Source organism: Arthrobacter subterraneus, assembly GCF_900099735.1.
Lineage (GTDB): Bacteria > Actinomycetota > Actinomycetes > Actinomycetales > Micrococcaceae > Arthrobacter_D > Arthrobacter_D subterraneus.
This window is the reverse complement of the sequence record NZ_FNDT01000003.1, coordinates 265,316-283,707: the sequence shown is the minus strand read 5'-3', so window position 1 is coordinate 283,707 and position 18,392 is coordinate 265,316. Positions and strand designations below refer to the sequence as shown.

Sequence of the window (18,392 nt, the reverse complement as noted above, 5' to 3'; positions counted from 1 at the left end):
AGTAGTAGAGGGCGCCGTCGGTGTGGGTGCCGACGATGGTGATTCCCTGTCCCTTGACCCAGGGGCCGACGGCGAGGCTGAAGTTCTGCCAGCCGGAGGAGCCGATCTGGACGGGGGAGCTGAAGCCGCCGCCGGGCAGGCCGGGGTAGTAGCTCAGGGTTCCGTTGTTCCACTGGGTGAGGAGGTCGATGGTGCCGTCGGCGTTCCAGTCCACGGGGTTGATGGACTTGATTCCGGTCCATCCGGAGCCGATCTGGAACCGTGTGCCGAAGCCGCCCTTGCCGTTGGCCGGGTAGTTCCAGAGCCGACCGGAGGAATCGGTCGCCACCATATCCGCCAACGCACGGATCGAGGGCTGCTGCGGAGCCGGAGCAGGAACGCTCCCGCCGCGCGCGAATGACTGCAGGCTCGTCATGGACCCGTTCCACTGGTTCCAGTCCCCGACAACGGGGCCCTCGCTGGTGTACTGCCAGACGCTGTAGAAGTTCCAGCTCGCGGGCAGGGTTCCGGCGCCGGAATTGTTGTACGAAGCGATGTGGAGAGCGTGGTCCGAGAAAGCAGCGCTGTTCCCGGTGCAGCGGTACCACCAGTCAGTGGTCGTGTAGATCATCGGCTTGCGTCCGGTGAGAGTGACCATGCGGTTCGAGAAGTCCCTCATCCAATTGACCATCTGGGACGCGCTCATGTCGTAGCAGGTGTTTCCCAGTGACGGATAAGGGTTGTACTCGACATCGAGCAGCGGCGGAAGGGTCTTGCCGTCGGCGCTCCAACCACCACCGTTCGCTACGAAATAGTCAGCCTGGGCCGCGCCGCTGGAAACGTTGGGAATGGCGAAGTGGTAGGCACCGCGCAGCATCCCGCGGTTAGCCGAGCCGGCGTACTGGTGGCCGAATTCGGGGTTCTTGTAGACGAGTGCTTCCGTTGCCTTGACGTAGGCCCAGCGGGAGCCGTAATTCCAGGCGCCGTTCCAGTTCACAACACCCTGATGGCTGCTCACATCAACGCCGAGAACTCCCGACGACGGCTGCCAGTAGTTGGTCGCAAGAGGCGCCATTGCGGCGCCTGAGTCTGCATCGGACGTGCTTTCTGCGCCCAGGGAGAGGCTGCGTGTCTCGTCGGGTGCCGGCTCCTGCGGGTCGCCCGTCACTTCGAGCCGCTCCAGACCTTGTCCCATGCTTGCGCCGTGGTTCCCGATGAGATCCGCCAGCAGTGCGGGATCGTTCCGGTAGTCGGCTGCGGTCAGCGTTTCCTCGGCCGATGCGGATGGGGCCGACGACGGCGACGGCTGGGGAGATGCCTCCTCCATCGGCGTCGCTGGTTCAGCCGGAGCAGCTGGTTCCGTGGCGGTGGCGGTCACCTCCGCGGGTACCGTCGGCTGCGTCGGGACCGGTTCAGTTGCGATCGCTGGGGTCAGGCCGGTGAGGAGGCTGAGGGTAACCACCGATGAGAGGGCGACGGTCTTGGCTGCACGGGAAGCTATCACGGGGGAAGGTCTCCAAGTTGTGCAAGTTCCGGAAGGAGCCTGACCGGCATCCGATACTTGCGTGTTGCTGGTGTGACGGGTGGGACTGGTGTTACAGGGCCCGCCGCATAGTTCTCCACAGGTCCTTCATCGGGCTAGGTAAGTTGATTTGCTGTGGCCTACGCTTTGAGGCAGGGAACCGGGTTCGAAAGTTCCTCACCAGTCTGACAGTCTCCGGCGTGCTCTTTCCTCCTGCATGCCGAATCCTTGGGGAAAACTATGGATGCAGTGCGCATTGTTGAGGATGAGGTAAGAGAGCTCATCCGGCGTCGGGGCCTTGATCCGGCGCTGCAGAGTGGAGAAGTGCGGCGTCTTGTTGAAGCTGCTGTCAATGACTATGACGAACGCTCACTGGTGGGTTCACTTCCGCCGCTTGGCCACCGTGAGCAGGCAAGCCGCTACGTCTTTGCCGCGGTTGCGGGCTACGGCGCCTTGCAGCCGCTCCTGGATGATCCCGCCATTGAAGAAATCTGGATCAACTCGCCTTCCGAGATATACGTGGCGCGGGCTGGAGAGTCGGAGCTCACGTCCCTGAGTCTCAGCGAGCAGCAGGTTCGCGAGCTTGTGGAAAAAATGCTGAAGTCCTCGGGCCGCCGCCTTGACTTGTCGTCACCCTTCGTCGATGCTTCCCTCCCGGACGGCTCCAGGCTGCATGTGGTGATTCCCGACGTCACACGCCGCCATTGGGCAGTGAACATCAGGAAATTCGTCTCCCGCGCAACCCGGCTGGACCACCTCGTCGAGCTTGGAACGCTGTCACCGCAGGCGGCACGTTTCCTCAGCGCGGCGGTGGCGAGCGGATTGAATATCCTCGTTTCCGGAGCTACCCAGGCAGGCAAGACAACAATGCTCAATTGCCTCGGCGCCAGCATCGGCCCGCGTGAGCGGGTGGTGACCGTAGAGGAGATTTTCGAGCTCCAGTTCCCCCTGCGCGACGTCGTGGGCCTGCAATGCCGGCAGCCGAATCTCGAAGGGCACGGCGAAATACCGCTGCGGCGCCTCGTCAAGGAAGCCCTCCGGATGCGGCCTGACAGGTTGATTGTCGGAGAGGTTCGGGAGGCCGAGAGCCTCGACATGCTGATTGCGCTGAACTCAGGCCTTCCCGGTATGTGCAGCGTCCACGCCAACAGTGCCCACGACGCAATCACGAAGATATGCACGCTGCCTCTGTTGGCGGGAAACAACATCTCCAGCGCCTTCGTTGTGCCCACCGTCGCCTCCTGCATCGACCTCGTGGTGCACTGCGTCCGCGAGCGCTCAGGTGCCCGGCGCGTCACGGAGATCGTTGCGCTGGGCCGCCGGGTTGAAAACGGAGTGATTGAAACCTCCACTGTCTTCAGGCGCATGGAGGGAGAGCTGAGGCTCACCGCGTCCACCATGCCGGCGGAAGAGAAGTTCGCCTCCGCGGGCTATTCTGTTGCCTCCCTCCTCAATCCGTCATGACAGTCGCGATCGGCGCCGCACTGGGAGCGGGCCTGTTCCTCATCTGGTGGTCGACGTGGGCGGTACCGCCGCGTCCCCAGGCGTCGAAACGCCGTACGGGCAAGGTGGAACAGTTGTTGATCAGGGCGGGAATCGAACGGGTATCCGCCGGAGGGCTGGTCGCGGCCTCTGCCATTGTCGGGTTGTTCGTCTTCCTTGTTGCGTTCGTATTCACCGGGACCCCGGCGATCGCTGCCTGTTTCGCGATTTTCGGCGGCCTCGCACCCCTCATGGTTGTGCGGTGGCGGGCAAACAAACGTACGGCATCACTGCGCGAGCTATGGCCGGACGTGGTAGATCATCTGCGCTCCGCCATCAGGGCCGGTCTTTCACTGCCCGAGGCGCTGATGCAGCTGGGCGTGAAGGGTCCGGAGGAATTGCGTCCGGCTTTCCGGGAGTTCGCCGGCGATTACCGCTCCGGTGGACAGTTCGATTCTTCCCTCGACCGGCTGAAGGACCGGCTGGCTGACCCGGTGGCCGACAGGATCGTGGAGGCGCTGCGCCTCACCCGTGAGGTCGGCGGCACGGATCTTGGCCGGCTCCTCGGCACGCTCGCAGAATTCCTCCGGGACAGTGCACGGACCCGGAGCGAACTCGAAGCACGGCAATCATGGACGGTCAACGCTGCCAGACTGGCTGTCGCGGCACCGTGGATTGTGCTTGCACTCCTGTCCACCCGCCCGGAGGCAGTCGCCGCGTACAACACCGCGGGCGGGGCAGCGGTGCTGATCGGCGGGCTTGTTGTATCGGCATTCTGTTACTGGATCATGCTCCGCATCGGCGCCCTCCCTGACGACGAGCGGGTGCTTCGCTGATGGGCACACTGTCTCTGGCCGTCCTTGCCGGTGCATGTCTCGGGTCCGGGCTGTGGCTCACTTTCGTGCGGCTGCCAATCATGCGCCAACCACGTTTCGTTGAGCGAATCGCTCCCCAGCTCAAATCCGTCGACGTCGGCTCCAGACTTCTGGGTTCCCAGTCCGTCACACCCTTCGGTCCGCTGGAACGAATTGTTCGCCCGGTCGCGCGCGATGCCGTGACCTGGCTCAACCGCTACAGTCCGGCGTCCTCGATCCTTGCGCGACGGCTCGACCAGGCAGGGCGAAATCAGTCCGTCCTCGATTTCCGGGCTGAGCAGATCATGTGGGGAAGCGCAGGGTTGGCTCTGTCGACGATGGTTATCCTGAGCCTCGCAACCTCGGGCAGCTTCAATCCGTTCCTTGCTGTGCTCATCATTTTCGGCAGCGCCGCGGGCGGGTACCTGTTTCGCGACTACCTGCTGGGTACGGAAATCAGGAAGCGGGAGAGCCGCATCCTGGCAGAATTCCCCAGCCTCGCCGAATTGATGGCGCTGGCTGTCAGCGCGGGGGAGAGCGCTACGGGAGCGCTCGAACGAATCTGCAGAACAGGAAACGGCGAACTGGCAAAGGAATTCAGCCGGGTGCTTGCCGAAACCCGGGCAGGGACACCCTTGATGGAGTCCCTCCAGAATTTTTCCAACCGCACGCAGCTGGCACCGCTGGTGCGGTTCGTCGACGGTATCAGCGTGGCAGTAGAACGCGGAACACCGCTGGCGGACGTGCTTCGCGCCCAGGCCCAGGATGTCCGGGATCTCTCAAAACGGGAACTGATGGAGTCCGCTGGGCGCAAGGAAATTGCCATGATGGTGCCGCTTGTTTTCGGCGTTCTGCCCTTGACCGTTCTGTTCGCTGTCTACCCGGGCATTGCCCTGATCAACCTCGGATTCTGATTCGCGAATCAAACCCACTGAAGCAGATCAAACCCACAGAAAGAGAGGAATTCCAGCATGCGTCACCGCCTCATCGCACGCTTCCTGTACGTCACCACCCTGTTCTCATCGGGCATACACGCCATGTCCCCGGAGGACCACCCCGAGCGCGGTGACGTGCCCGGGTGGGTCATGATCACGCTGATGTCGGCTGTCCTCGTTGCCGGTCTCCTCGCTATCGCCTCACCGGCACTGGAGGGACTGTTCAATGAGGCGATCAACCGTGTGAGCCGATAGCGCAGTGTTCACAGCTGCAGGGTGCACAAGCCCGGCCCGTGAGCACCGGCACGCAGGTGAACGCGGCGCCGCAACAGTCGATTTCGCCCTCATCGGTGGCCTCCTGACGGTCATTTTCATCGCCATCGTGCAGCTCACGCTGGTCCTCCATGTGCGCAACACCCTGATCGATGCAGCGTCATCGGGCGCACGGTACGGCACGCTCGCCGATCGTTCACCCGCCGACGCCGCAGCCCGCACAAGCGCCCTCATCTCCGGCGCCATCAGCAGCACCTACGCGCAGGACGTATCCGTAAGCCAGGTCAACCGCGGAGGGTCAGTCGTCCTGCAGGTCACTGTCCGGGCACCGATTCCCGTGCTCGGCCTCATCGGCCCCGCGGGCACCCTGGAGGTGACCGGGCATGCTGCCCTCCCGTCATGAGCGCGCACGGGCGGCACTCCAGAACGACGACGCCGGCAGCGCGGTCCTTGAGTTCACTTTCCTTGGGCTGCTCCTCCTGGTGCCCGTGGTCTATCTGGTCCTCACGGTGGGAGCAGTGCAGGGGGCGTCGTTCGCTGTTGTCGGCGCAGCTGATCAGGCAGCGAAAGTGTTCGTCGATTCCGACGATCCGGCGGAGGCCCATACCCGTGCACAGGAGGCCGTGAACCTGACGGTGAACGATTTCGGTTTCCCACCCCAGGACGCCGCGGTCACCATCACCTGCGGAGGCACCTGCCTTGAGCCCGGCTCAAGCGTGACGGTTGACGTCACCCTGAAGGTTCCGCTCCCGCTCATCCCCACAATGCCGGGGCTGAACACCTCCGCAGCCACGGTGGATTCCCGGTCAACCCAACTCGTGGAGCGGTTCGGATGACGGCTACGCCCGAGCCTGGTGCAGGGCAGGATATCGGCGAGGAAGGCCAGGTCACCGTGCTGATCATCGGGTACATTCTGCTGTCCCTCCTGGTCATCGCAGTCGTCACCGCGGTATCCGCCGTGTACATCGAGCACAAGAAACTTCTCTCCGTCGCTGACGGTGCGGCGCTGAGCGCGGCCGACACGTTCGAGATCGCCTCGATCGACGCAGCCGGCGGTGAGCCGGCTCCCGTTCTCGATTCGGAATCCGTGTCACAGTCGGCCGCCGCCTACGTCGAGCGGGCCGGAGCGCCTGCGCGGTTCAACAACCTCGCCCTGGACCCGTCGACCGGCGCTCCCGACTCCCGCACCGCGCGCGTGGTGCTTACCGCCGTCGTCCAGCCGCCGATCGTGAACTACCTGGTCCCCGCCGGGATTCCCATCATCGCCACCGCCGATGCGCGGGCGGACCTGACGCGGTAGCCGCGGCCGGAGCACCATGACGTAGTCTTGAAACACCATGGCAGATATTGATTTTTCCGCAGAAATCCGCGCCCTCCGAGCGAAATACGACTCCATTGAGGCAGTGACGGACGTCGAAGCGATCCGTGCAGAAATCGCCGATCTCACCGAACAGGCAGGTGAACCCAACCTGTGGGATGATCCCGCCGCAGCCCAGCAGATCACCTCCAGGCTCTCCCACAAGCAGACCGAGCTTGACCGGCTCGCCCGGCTCGCGTCGCGCATCGATGACATGGAAGTCCTCGTGGAGCTCGCCCAGGACGAGGACGATGAAGACTCGCGCCTGGAAGCGGTCAGGGAACTGACCTCGCTCAGCAAGGCGCTCGACGAACTCGAAGTCGTCACGCTGCTCGCCGGCGAATGGGACGAGCGAGAAGCCGTGGTCACCATCCGCTCCGGCGCCGGGGGAGTGGATGCGGCGGACTTCGCCGAAATGCTCCTGCGCATGTACCTGCGCTGGGCCGAACGCCGCGGCTACCCCACGCAGGTCCTCGACACCTCGTACGCTGAGGAAGCGGGCCTCAAATCGGCAACCTTCGAGGTCAAGGCACCCTACGCGTTCGGCACACTGTCCGTCGAAGCGGGCACCCACCGTCTGGTGCGCATCAGTCCCTTCGACAACCAGGGCCGGCGACAGACGTCCTTCGCGGCGGTCGAGGTCATCCCGCTGATCGAACAGACAGATTCGATCGAGATACCCGACAACGAGATCCGCGTCGACGTTTTCCGTTCCTCCGGACCGGGCGGCCAATCGGTCAACACCACGGACTCCGCCGTCCGGCTGACCCACATTCCCACCGGCGTCGTCGTCTCCATGCAGAATGAGAAGTCGCAGATCCAGAACCGGGCCGCCGCGCTCCGGGTCCTGCAATCCCGCCTGCTGCTGCTCAAGAAGGAGCAGGAAGACGCGGAGAAAAAGGCGCACGCCGGTGACGTCAAGGCCTCCTGGGGTGACCAGATGCGCTCCTACGTGCTGAATCCCTATCAGATGGTGAAGGACCTTCGTACCGAACACGAGGTGGGCAACACCTCCGCGGTGTTCGACGGCGAGATCGACGACTTCATCGATGCGGGAATCCGCTGGCGGGCCAACAACCGCAACAGCGAGGACTGAATCCCCAGGCAGCGCCGGTTCGTTATGGATTCGCGACACACCGCGAAAATGCCCGGTGTCCCGCCGATCCGCTGCCTATAGTCAAGGGGCCGGTGCTCCCTTCCCCCACCCCTGCCCGTGCACTGGCGGTGTTACGTGGGCGCAGAATAGCCATGATCAGATTCGAGCACGTCACAAAAGTCTACGATCAGAAATCGAAGCCCGCCCTTGACGGTGTCAGCCTTGACGTCGACCGCGGCGAGTTCCTCTTCCTGGTCGGCGCGTCCGGCTCCGGCAAGTCAACCTTCATCCGCCTGGTGCTCAAGGAAGACCGCGCAACCCGCGGCGCCGTATACGTCGCAGGACAGAACGTCGCCAATATCCCCAGCTGGCGCGTCCCGAAACTGAGGCGCGGTATCGGCGTCGTCTTCCAGGATTTCCGGCTCCTGCCGAACAAGTCCGTCTTCGCCAACGTCGCGTTCGCGATGCAGGTCATCGGAAAGAGCAGGGCAGTCATCCGGGAAACCGTTCCCGAGGTGCTGAAGACCGTCGGACTCGAGGGCAAGAACAACCGCATGCCGCACGAACTTTCGGGCGGCGAGCAGCAGCGCGTGGCAATCGCCCGCGCCATTGTGAACAAGCCGGGCATCCTCCTCGCCGATGAGCCCACCGGAAACCTGGACCCGACCACCTCCATGGGCATCATGAAAGTCCTCGACAGGATCAACCAGAACGGCACCACCGTGGTGATGGCAACCCACGACGACGACATCGTGAACACCATGCGCAAGCGCGTGGTCGAACTCCGGGACGGATCTGTGGTCCGTGACGACGCACAGGGCATCTACATCGGCACGACGACGGCGGCTGCCGGATGAGGTTTGCTTTCGTTCTCGGGGAGATCGCCTCAGGCATGCGCCGCAACCTGGTGATGGTGGTCTCGGTTGTTCTGGTGACCTTCATTTCACTGACCTTCGTTGGAGCAGCCGGACTGCTGCAGCTCCAGATAGACCAGATGAAGGGGTACTGGTATGACCGCGTGCAGGTAGCGGTCTTCCTCTGCGTCGAAAACTCCACCTCGGAAAGCTGTGCCTCAGGGCCGGTCACCGACGAGCAGCGCACCGCAATCGAGGCGAAACTGAAGTCGCCGGAGTTGAGCGCCTATGTGGACACAGTTCAGTACGAGTCGCAGGACCAGGCGCTGGTCCACTTCCGCGAGCAGCTTGCCAACTCACCGATCGTGGAAGCGGTCACTGCCGAACAGCTCCCGGAGTCGTTCCGGGTGGGGCTCGTGGATCCGGAGAAGTACGAGGTCATCAGCGAAGCATTCTCCTCACAGCCTGGTGTTGACATCGTGAGCGACCAGCGAGAGTACCTTGAAGAAATTTTCGGATATATCAACATCGCCTCCCTCGTTGCCCTGGGCATCGCCGTCGTCATGAGCGTAGGGGCCATCCTGCTGATCGCAACCACCATCCGGCTCTCCGCATTCAGCCGGAGGCGGGAGACCGGCATCATGCGGCTGGTCGGTGCCAGCAAGGCGATCATCCAGCTGCCCTTCGTTCTTGAAGGAGTCATTGCGGCCATCCTGGGTGCGGCCATCGCGTCTGGAACGCTCTGGGCCGTCCTGCGTTACGGCGGGCAGTGGCTCTCCCGGGAGTACCCGCAGATGGGATTCATCTCGACGCAGGAACTCCTGCTGGTAGTCCCCGCGCTGTTCCTTCTGGGGGCACTCCTGGCGGGCGCGTCGTCCCTCCTAACCCTCAGACGCTACTTGAAGGTTTAGGGTAGGTACTTGTGAGAAAAGACCGTATGCACGGCATGATGCCCTGCCAACTCCTTTCCGTCCGCCGGCCGGGAACAATCAGGACCCTGACTGCCTTGTCGCTGGTCACAGCCGCCGCGTTCACGCTGACACTCAGCGGGCCCGTCCACGCGGATGAACTGGCCGACCGCAAGTCAGCCCTGGAGCAGCAGATCGAGGAAGTCCAGCAGTCGATCGAATATCTCGACTCGGACATCGCGGAGACCATCGCGCAGCTGAAGGTCTACCAGGGGCAGCTGCCCGGAGCACAGCAGTCCCTTGCCGATGCGCAGGGTCGCGTGGAGGCGGCCACAGCGGAAGTCAATGCGCTCGCCCAGCGGGTGCAGCTGGCGCAGGAGACCAAGAACAAGATCACCGAACAGCTCAAGCAGGACGAAGCCGAGATGGCCGAGACCCGCGAGGTGATCGGCCAGATCGCAACCCAGGCGTACAAGAGCGGGGGGGTTCCCACCGGTCTCTCGATGATGCTCGGCAGCAAGGGCTCGGACGGTTTCGCCTCCATGGAGCTGGTGCAGCAGGCACTGCGCAACCAGAACTCGGCCCTGGAACGCCTGGCACAGCAGAACGCAACCAACGTCAATTCGCAGGCGCGGCTGGTCGCAGTCGAAGAGGAGATCGTCGACCTGAAGTCGAAGGCCGACGCCGCCCTTGCCGCTGAACAGGTGGCCCGGGATGAGGCGGCGGCCGAAAAGGCCAAGGTGGACAAGCTCATCTCGGACACGTCGAAGCTTTCCGACAAGCTGCAGAAGCAGAAGCCGGTTATCGAGGCAAAGCTTGCCAAGGTCGAGGAAGCGCACCAGCAGGTCGTCGTCGATATTGCCGAACGCCAGCGCCGCCTGATCGAAGAGGCCCGGAAGCGTGAGGAAGCCCGGCTCAAGGCCGAGGCCGAGGAACGGGCCAGGATCGAGAACGAGCGCCGCGCCGCAGCGGCCGCGGAAGCGAACCGCCGCGCGGCTGCGGAGGCTGCCGAGGCCAATCGCAGAGCCGCGCAGGCTGCCGCTGAGGCAAATCGCCCCAAGCCCGCGCCGGTGGTTCCTGCCCCGATCGTGCCGGAGCCGGTGGCTCCGGTCATCGTTCCGCCACCGGCATCCAGTCCGTCAGCGTTCGGACTGCGCGCTCCGGTCAGCGGACCGATCACTTCCGGCTACGGCTGGCGCCCCACACCGCTCGGGACCATCGATTTCAACGGGTCCGGCGGCTACACCCACACCGGAATCGACTATGGGGTCAACTGCGGAACACCGCTGTACGCTCCGGCGGCAGGCGAAGTCTGGTACGCGGATTCCAACGCTCTGCCGGGTGCCGGCAACCGGATCGTGCTCAACCACGGCGTGGTCGGCGGTAACGCTTTGGCGACCAACTTCTACCACCTGGCAAGCTACGTGGTGGGCCCGGGACAGCGCGTGAGCGCCGGGCAGCTGATCGGCTACACAGGTACCACGGGCAACTCCAACGGCTGCCACCTGCACTTCGAGACTGTGCTCAACGGTAGCCTGGTTGATCCGATGGGGCTGATGTAGCGGACGGCCGTTCTCCACAGCCTCCGACGCCGGTTCCGCCCGGACGCCGTAGACTGGGATGCACTGTCCGCAAGCATTCGCAATGCGCACCGCACTAGTGAAGGAGTCCACCGTGCCCAGGGAAAGTGGCCGTCAGGTGGTGGCCACCAATCGGAAGGCCCGGCATGACTATCAGGTGCTGGACACCTACGAGGCCGGCATCGCACTGCAGGGTACCGAAGTGAAATCGCTCCGGGCCGGACGCGCGTCCCTGGTGGACGGGTTCGCAATTTTCTACAACGACGAGCTCTGGCTCGAAGGCATTCACATTCCGGAGTACTCCCAGGGAAGCTGGACCAACCATGCGGCCCGGCGTCGTCGTAAACTGCTCCTGCACCGCGAGGAGTTGACCAGGATTTCCCATAAGATCCGCGAGAGCGGCTTCACCATCGTCCCGCTGCAGCTGTACTTCCTCAACGGACGCGCCAAGGTGGAAATCGCCATCGCCCGCGGCAAGCGGGACTACGACAAGCGTCAGACCCTGCGCGAACAGCAGGACAACCGTGAGGCGCTGCGCGCCATGCGAGAGCGGAACCTCGGAGCATGAGCGACGTCTTCTGGGACGCCCAGGATTCCGACGACGAGGTTGAGGAATCAGAACTCCGGTACAAGCGGCCGTGGTGGGTGACGGTCGGCGCAATAGTGAACCTGCTGCTGCTGTTCGCCGTGGTACCGGCTGGATTCCTGGCGCTGATTCCCTTCTTTTTCCTGATCTACGTGTACTTCGCGCAGATCCTGGTCTGGATTTCGCCTGTCCTGATCCTGCTCAACATAGCGGTGTTCTGGTGGAGCTTCCGGCGGAAGCAGGCGGCGACAACGGCGCTGGCCGCTTTGGGACTGGCCTTTGTTGCGGTGTCATTCGTGGTGCTGATGCTGTGGCAGTCCCAGATCATCATTCTTGGGATCAGGTTCTAGGTGCCTCAGCGCACCGGAAAAGGCGCACCCGGGAATGAATTTCCGGAACGGTGCGTTAGAATAGATAGCCCGGAGCAATCCGGGATACGGTTGAGACAACTGGCAACGGTTGGTTGAAAACTGAATATGGGGATGACAGGTTTCGACGATGTTAGTCGCGACAGGGGAAGCGGGCCGAGGATACAGAGTTATCTCGTAAACGCTCTCTGTAAAACAATAAGTGCCGAACAGAAGCGCACTGACTTCGCTCTCGCTGCCTAAGCAGCAGAGCTAGTCCGTCAGCCCGGGTATGCTCTCGACCCGGTTCCTGGCGTCATTTAGAGGGCCACTGCTCTTGGTTTTCGTTGCAGGAACCAAGGGGACACTTATGCAACTGAGCTCGGCAGCTACTTGTTTGCATGATGGCTGGAGCTGAGAAAAACCGACGCAAACTGCGCCCGGAGAAGCCCTGACTACACTGCATCGGACGCGGGTTCAATTCCCGCCATCTCCACTGACAAAAGCCCCGGTTCGCCGGGGCTTTTTCTGTGCCTGCCGCAGGTTGTGCTGTGTTTGTCCCGCGGAGAGCCGAAGGATTGGCCAAGGTCGGTCGCTCCAGTGCGCGTGGTTCGGTACGGTTGATGTGACCCCCTACCGCAATCCTCAGGACTCTCTGTATGCCCTCTCTGCGCTCCGGTTCCCGCGTTCTCCTCCCGCTCGCCATGACGACGGCGATCGGCGCCTCCCTGCTTGCCGCACCGGCCGCCGGTGCCCTGTCTGAGCCTGCACAGGTTCCGATCGACGAATCCGTCGCCGCCCCTTCGCGCGCAGACGCGGGCGGAACCCAGCCCGCCGACCGGTTCATTGTGAAGTTCCGGCAGGATCCGGCGGCAGCCCCAGGAAGCAGGGGCAACGCCTATGGCCGGGTGGCGAAAGAACTCGGCATCCCGGTCAGGGAACTGAAAGAAACTGCGGGCGGTGCGGTGGTCGTTGAAGCGACCGGCGACGTGTCTTCGCAGGCTGCCGACGCCGTCGTCGGGGTACTTAATGCACATCCCGACGTTGAGTACGCGGAGATCGATGTGCTCCTCCATCCGTTGGCAACGCCGAACGACCAGTACTACCAGCACCAGTGGAACCTGCACGAAGACACGGCCGGGCTGCGGACCCCGGGCGCCTGGGACCGCTCAACGGGCCTGGGCCAGACCATCGCCATCCTGGATACCGGCATCACCGAGCACAGCGACCTGGCGGCCAACGTCCTTCCCGGCTACGACTTCATCGGCGATCCGGCGCTGGCCGCGGACGGCAACGGACGGGATCCCAACCCCAGCGACCCCGGTGACGCCTGTGCGAGCGACGGTTCGCGGTCCTCCTGGCACGGCACGCATGTGGCAGGGACCGCGGGAGCAGTGGGAAACAACTCAAAGGGTGTGGTGGGTGTCGCCTATGGAGCAAAGCTTCTGCCGCTTCGGGTGATCGGCGCCTGCGGCGGCCGGTTGAGCGACACCGTGGACGCCGTGAGATGGGCAGTGGGCGGAATCGTGAGCGGAGCGCCCCTGAATCTCACACCGGCGCGTGTCATCAACATGAGCCTCGGCGCGGAAGCCGTATGCCAGGCAAGCATGCAGTCAGCCATCGACTTTGCTGTGCAGCGGGGCTCGGTGGTCATCGCCGCGGCAGGCAACGAAAGCCAGCCGGCAGCAAACGTCTCCCCGGCAAACTGCCGGAACGTGGTCACGGTGGGCGCGACCAGCCGGGCCGGAGACAGCGCCAGCTACAGCAACTACGGTCCGGAACTGGACGTCAGCGCACCCGGCGGAGACGGTAACACAGGTGCCGAAAATATCCTTTCCACGGTCAACAGCGGCACCAGCGCGCCGGCCGGCGCAACGTACGGCTACATGCAGGGCACCTCGATGGCTGCGCCGCACGTGGCCGGCGTCGCGGCACTGATGCTCTCGGTCAATCCCTTGTTGAGCCCGGCACAGATCGAGCAGACCCTCCGCGATACTGCACGTTCGCTGCCCGGCACCTGCACGGGCGGCTGCGGCACAGGAATCGTCGACGCGGATGCGGCTGTTGCCCGTGTGGCAAGTGAAGCGTTCTCGCCGTCGCTGCGCAGCGAGGCGGACGTCGTCGCGGCAGACAGCGCCGGCACCCTCTGGAACTATCCCTCGAACGGCGCGGGCGGCTTCTCCAACCGCGTCAAGATCGGGAGCGGCTGGTCCTCACTGAAGAGCGGCTTTGTCACGGACTGGAACCAGGACGGCGTGCTGGACATGGTTGCCCAGTGGAAAGACGGGCGCCTCACGGTCTACCCCGGCAAGTATGCGGGAGGCTTCGGCGCGGCGCAGGCCATCGGCACCGGCTGGAGAGACTACTTCGTGACCGTGGGACAGTGGCGTTCGGGAGACCGGTTCCCCGGCATCGTGGCGACGGACCCCAATGGCGCTCTCTGGTTCTACGGGAACGGTTCCGGCGGCGCGTTGAGCGGCAGGACCGCAATCGGTACGGGCTGGAAGGGTCTCTACCTCACCATGACCGATTTCGACGGCGATTCCCGGATGGACATCCTCGCGAAGAAGGCCGACGGCAAGCTCATCCAGTACCGCTCGGACGGCGCGGGCCGATTCCTTTCGGAAAGCCGGACGACGATCGGCACCGGGTGGGGCATCATCGATTCCATGACGGACCTTCCCGGGTTCAACGGGATGAACCAGCAGGGCATCATGACAAGGCTCACGGACGGCAGGCTGGCGTACTACCCGTTTGCCAACGGCGTCTGGGGAGCGCGGACCATCGCGGGATCCGGCTGGGGCGGGTACAACCTCTTCCGCTGAGGGCGGCCGTAACGGGTCCATGCAAGGGTGCGGAAACGTAGACTGTCCGGGTGAGCACCGCGAATGACCGGCCGTCCTGGCTGCCGCCGCTACCGCCTCCGCACCGCGGCCGGGCGTTGATCAGGGTGGGTCTGGTACTCGTCATCGCAACGTTCATCTACATCTTCGTGATGGGTTATCTGGGCGGCACCCATACCCTCCTCACGCTGGTGCCGCTCGCAACCGGCCTGATCTGCCTCATTGTGGGCCTCACGAGGCAGAACGAGGACCGCTAGCTCAGCGGGTGGGACCCAGAATCGAGTTCTGGATGGCGACGGCCGCAGCGCCGCGCGCCCACTGTCCGAAGTCCGTCGGCTCACGCTCCAGCTGCACGGGGGCTGCCTCGGGGTCGCGGTGTTCCCGGATGGATGCGCTGATTTCTTCGGAGGCGACTTCAGCCAGCGCTACTCCCTCGCCGGACAGGACCACGAGGTTGACCATCGTCAGGTTGGCGACGGCGGCAATCAGGGTGCCCAGCGCGGCGCCGGCGTTTCCCACCAGCAGGGAAGCGATCTTGTCCCCCTTCCGTGCCCGCTCGAGGATTTCCTCATAGCTGCAGTCTTCCTGGGTGGCCATCCGGAACTGCCCGCGGATGGCAGCCATGGTGAGGACGGCGCCCGCGCACCCGCGGTGCCCTTCCTGGCAGAACGGCCCGGCGGAGTCCACGGGATAGTGCCCCACGAGGCCGAGCCCCGCGTCAACCGGAGCAATGACGCGGTCGTTGATGACGAGACCGTAGCCCACGCCCGCGCCGACCGTGAGCACGGCGAAGTTGCTGATGCCCCTGCCTGCGCCGAACCACTGCTCGCCTACGGTGAGCGCAACGACGTCGTTCTCCACCGTGACGGGGATGCCGGTGCGTTCCTGTACCAGGTCACCCAGCGGCACCGTGCGCCAGTGCAGGAATGGCGCGCGCAGCACTGTGCCGTCGCCGTCAACCTTGCCGCCGATGCTGATCCCGATGCCGTCCACCGGCTGGCCGTCAGCCAGTCTGTCGACTACAGCGGCTATAGCGTCGACGACGTCGGTCACTGATTCACTGCCGAGCTGCTCCTGCGCGGTGGCGAGGGTCTGGCACCGCAGGTCGGTTGCCACGCCGGAGGCCGTCTCGCCGGTCAGTTTGATGCCCACAAACCGGTGGGTTCCTCCGGGAACCTCGAGGGGCCGCGTGGGGCGGCCAACGCCGCCTTCGAGGACCTCGCGGCCCTCCTGCAGGATGCCGGCCTCGATCAGGGGTTTGCTCAGCCGGGTCAGGCTCGCGACGGAAAGCCCGAGACGCCGCGACAGTTCCCCTCTGGACAGCGGGCCGCCGATGAGCACCTCGCGCGCGAGCAGGCGGGAAGGACTGTCTGGAGAGAGGGACGCGACCACATTCATTAGCGTACCTTTCAGCCCAATAGATTTTATTGTGAAAATATAGCGCACCGGAGGGAGCGTGTCATTCAGCATCGATCTGTCCGGCTATGGCTACAACGGGCAGCTGGGCGGTTGAAGGCCGGCTGAATTGCCTGCATCAAATCGGGAGTAATGTGATGGTTGACACCCATTTAGTTCTACGGTAAAAATTATTGCATGCACCAATCAGGCACCCTTCACCTCACCCGCGGCGGCACCAGCGTTGTACTCGACACCGGTACCCCGGGCCTGCCGACCATCCTGTACTGGGGAGCTGCGCTGGGAGAGCTTTCCGGGGATGAACTCGACGCCCTCGCCGACGCCGCTCGCCCCCAGCGGGTATCCGGAGGTCTGGACGTTCCCGCCCGGCTGTCCCTGGTTCCGCAGGAAGCCTTCGGGTGGCAGGGCACGCCGGGATTCAGCGGCCACCGTGGAGGAAGTTTCCTTACGCCCGCCTTCCGCACGGTGGAGCTGGACGCCGGTGGCCATGAGCTGACGGTGACAGCAAACGACGACGACGCCGGCCTGGGGCTCACCCTGCAGCTCACCATCACGGCCGCAGGTCTGCTTCGCCAGCAGCTGGCCGTGACGAACACCGGTCCGGACGTGTACGAAGTGCGTTCCCTTCTGGCGTCCTTCCCCCTGCCCGCGGGTGCACAGGAAGTGCTGGACCACTCCGGCCGCCACCTGCGGGAGCGCTCACCGCAGCGTCACAACCTCACCGCCGGGTCCTATCACCGCGAAAGCCGGAGGGGCCGCCCCGGAGCTGATGCGACAGTGCTTGTGGCGGCGGGTGAACCGGCCTTCAGTTTCGAGCGGGGCCTGGTGCACGCCGTGCACACGGCCTGGAGCGGAAATCACCAGTACATCGCCGAGCAGACCCCCACCGGGGAAAAGTTCCTGGCATGCGGGGAACTGCTGCTGCCCGGGGAGATGGCACTCGCGCCCGGCGCCACCTACACCGCCCCGGACGCTATCGGTTCCTGGGGCGACGGGCTGAACCAGTTGGCGGCCCGCTTCCATGCCGAGTTCCGTAACCGTCCCGAACACCCCGTACGCCCCCGACCGGTCACCCTCAACACCTGGGAAGCCGTCTACTTCGACCACAACCTCACCACGCTGAAAGCGCTGGCAGACAGGGCGGCACAGGCAGGAATCGAGCGCTACGTGCTCGACGACGGCTGGTTCACCGGCCGTCGCGATGACACGGCCGGGCTGGGGGACTGGTTCGTGGATGGGGAGGTCTGGCCGCAGGGCCTGACCCCGCTCATCGACCACGTGCGCGCGCTGGGAATGGAGTTCGGGCTGTGGTTCGAACCGGAAATGGTGAACCCCGACTCGAAACTCGCGCGCAACCATCCGGAGTGGATCATCTCCCCTCGTGGGCGGCTGCCGGTCGCCGCACGCCAGCAGCAGGTGCTGAACCTGGCGATTCCGGAAGCCTATGACTACATCCTGACCTGCATCGATAACGTGCTTTCCGCGAATGACATCGCGTACATCAAGTGGGACCACAACCGGGATCTCCTGGAAGCCAGCGACGCAACGAGCGGCGCCGCCGTCGTGCATTCCAATGTCGAGGCAGTGTATCGCCTCATGGCAGAGCTGAAGGACCGCCACCCGGGGCTGGAGATCGAGTCCTGTGCCTCCGGGGGCGCGCGGGTGGACATGGGAATCCTGCGCCATACCGACCGCATCTGGACGAGCGACTGCATCGATCCCATCGAGCGCCTGGTCAACCAGAAACACACCGGGCTGCTGGTCCCGCCGGAACTCATGGGCATGCACGTGGGCGGTCCCAGGTCCCACTCCACGGGGCGCACTCATGATCTTTCCTTCCGGGCCGCGACCGCGATCTTCGGTCATTTCGGCGTCGAGTGGGATATCTCCGGGCTGTCGGAGGAGGAGCTTGCCCGGCTGGCGGACTGGATCGAACTGCACAGGCAGTGGCGGGAGGTCCTCCACAGCGGAACCACGGTGCATGCAGACCTGGCGGACCCGGCCATGGACCTGCGCGGCGTCGTCGCCGGCGACCGGCAGAGCGCGCTGTACGGCTACTCGCTCACCGGGTCCAGCGCGTCCTACCCTCCGGGCAGGATCACGTTCCCGGGGTTGGACCCTGCTGCCGCCTACACCATCGCCCCGGCCTCCTACGACTATGCGGATCAGGGCCAGTCCGGCCTTCCCTGGATCGAAGCCGCCCGCGACGGTACACCCCTTGTCCTCAGCGGCAGGCTGCTGGGCGCCCTCGGCGTCCAGGCGCCGGTCCTGTTCCCCGAGCAGTCCCTTCTGATCGAAGTCCTGGCTCGCACCACCTGATCCGGCACACCACACCACCTGATCCGGCACACCACACCACC

The 18,392-nt window shown here is 64.4% G+C and carries 18 protein-coding genes and 1 other RNA gene; 17 read left to right on the top strand and 2 right to left on the bottom strand.

Annotation, left to right across the window (positions count from 1 at the left end; translation table 11 throughout):
- A partial coding sequence (locus BLS52_RS06200; protein ID WP_281241682.1) for a GH25 family lysozyme occupies positions 1-1,483 on the bottom strand: 1,483 nt, incomplete at its 3' end.
- Positions 1,484-1,741: 258 nt separating this feature from the next.
- On the opposite strand from BLS52_RS06200, the gene BLS52_RS06195 reads away from it, so the two are divergent.
- The 16 genes from BLS52_RS06195 (at position 1,742) to BLS52_RS06120 (ending at position 14,873) form a co-directional block, all read left to right on the top strand.
- Positions 1,742-2,965: a TadA family conjugal transfer-associated ATPase gene (locus tag BLS52_RS06195; protein ID WP_090585185.1), complete on the top strand. Its 1,224-nt coding sequence runs from the start codon at positions 1,742-1,744 to the stop codon at positions 2,963-2,965.
- Positions 2,962-3,819, top strand: coding sequence for a type II secretion system F family protein (locus BLS52_RS06190; RefSeq protein WP_090585183.1), 858 nt, complete (start codon positions 2,962-2,964; stop codon positions 3,817-3,819). Before BLS52_RS06195 ends, BLS52_RS06190 begins: the two co-directional genes overlap by 4 nt.
- Entirely contained in the window at positions 3,819-4,751 is a 933-nt protein-coding gene (locus BLS52_RS06185; protein WP_090585181.1) for a type II secretion system F family protein, read from the top strand. The genes BLS52_RS06190 and BLS52_RS06185 overlap by 1 nt, the downstream gene beginning before the upstream one ends.
- 57 nt (positions 4,752-4,808) lie before the next feature.
- Positions 4,809-5,027 carry a hypothetical protein gene (locus BLS52_RS06180; protein ID WP_090585179.1) on the top strand — a complete coding sequence of 73 codons (219 nt, stop codon included), beginning with the start codon at positions 4,809-4,811 and terminating at the stop codon, positions 5,025-5,027.
- A 4-nt stretch (positions 5,028-5,031) separates the two neighbouring features.
- The gene (locus BLS52_RS06175) at positions 5,032-5,448 is read left to right on the top strand and encodes a TadE/TadG family type IV pilus assembly protein (protein WP_090585177.1); all 417 of its coding nucleotides are present in this window, start codon (positions 5,032-5,034) and stop codon (positions 5,446-5,448) included.
- Complete coding sequence (locus BLS52_RS06170; RefSeq protein ID WP_090585175.1) at positions 5,429-5,881, top strand: hypothetical protein; 453 nt, start codon at positions 5,429-5,431, stop codon at positions 5,879-5,881. Before BLS52_RS06175 ends, BLS52_RS06170 begins: the two co-directional genes overlap by 20 nt.
- Entirely contained in the window at positions 5,878-6,345 is a 468-nt protein-coding gene (locus BLS52_RS06165; protein WP_090585173.1) for a pilus assembly protein TadG-related protein, read from the top strand. The genes BLS52_RS06170 and BLS52_RS06165 overlap by 4 nt, the downstream gene beginning before the upstream one ends.
- Positions 6,346-6,382: 37 nt before the next feature.
- Positions 6,383-7,498: a peptide chain release factor 2 gene (gene prfB / locus BLS52_RS06160; protein WP_090585171.1), complete on the top strand. Its 1,116-nt coding sequence runs from the start codon at positions 6,383-6,385 to the stop codon at positions 7,496-7,498.
- A 152-nt stretch (positions 7,499-7,650) separates the two neighbouring features.
- Complete coding sequence (gene ftsE / locus BLS52_RS06155) at positions 7,651-8,355, top strand: cell division ATP-binding protein FtsE (RefSeq protein WP_090585170.1); 705 nt, start codon at positions 7,651-7,653, stop codon at positions 8,353-8,355.
- A complete protein-coding gene (ftsX, locus tag BLS52_RS06150) occupies positions 8,352-9,263 on the top strand; it encodes a permease-like cell division protein FtsX (RefSeq protein ID WP_090585168.1) in 912 nt (303 codons plus the stop codon). The genes ftsE and ftsX overlap by 4 nt, the downstream gene beginning before the upstream one ends.
- A 95-nt stretch (positions 9,264-9,358) precedes the next feature.
- On the top strand, positions 9,359-10,822 hold the full coding sequence (locus BLS52_RS06145; protein WP_425425029.1) for a peptidoglycan DD-metalloendopeptidase family protein: 1,464 nt from the start codon (positions 9,359-9,361) through the stop codon (positions 10,820-10,822).
- Positions 10,823-10,934: 112 nt separating this feature from the next.
- Complete coding sequence (gene smpB, locus BLS52_RS06140; RefSeq protein WP_090585164.1) at positions 10,935-11,408, top strand: SsrA-binding protein SmpB; 474 nt, start codon at positions 10,935-10,937, stop codon at positions 11,406-11,408.
- Complete coding sequence (locus tag BLS52_RS06135) at positions 11,405-11,776, top strand: hypothetical protein (protein ID WP_026545927.1); 372 nt, start codon at positions 11,405-11,407, stop codon at positions 11,774-11,776. The genes smpB and BLS52_RS06135 overlap by 4 nt, the downstream gene beginning before the upstream one ends.
- A gap of 128 nt (positions 11,777-11,904) precedes the next feature.
- Positions 11,905-12,272: a transfer-messenger RNA gene (gene ssrA, locus BLS52_RS06130) on the top strand.
- Between the two features lie 160 nt (positions 12,273-12,432).
- Positions 12,433-14,598 (top strand): S8 family serine peptidase, encoded by a 2,166-nt coding sequence (locus BLS52_RS06125; protein ID WP_090585161.1) that lies wholly within the window; start codon positions 12,433-12,435, stop codon positions 14,596-14,598.
- Positions 14,599-14,648: 50 nt separating this feature from the next.
- Entirely contained in the window at positions 14,649-14,873 is a 225-nt protein-coding gene (locus BLS52_RS06120) for a hypothetical protein (protein WP_090585159.1), read from the top strand.
- Position 14,874: 1 nt separating this feature from the next.
- Here the strand turns inward: BLS52_RS06120 and BLS52_RS06115 are convergent, their stop codons facing one another.
- Positions 14,875-16,014, bottom strand: a complete 1,140-nt coding sequence (locus BLS52_RS06115; RefSeq protein ID WP_090585157.1) for an ROK family transcriptional regulator — start codon at positions 16,012-16,014, stop codon at positions 14,875-14,877.
- Positions 16,015-16,209: 195 nt separating this feature from the next.
- On the opposite strand from BLS52_RS06115, the gene BLS52_RS06110 reads away from it, so the two are divergent.
- Positions 16,210-18,351: an alpha-galactosidase gene (locus BLS52_RS06110; protein WP_090585155.1), complete on the top strand. Its 2,142-nt coding sequence runs from the start codon at positions 16,210-16,212 to the stop codon at positions 18,349-18,351.
- The last annotated feature ends 41 nt before the right edge of the window (positions 18,352-18,392 follow it).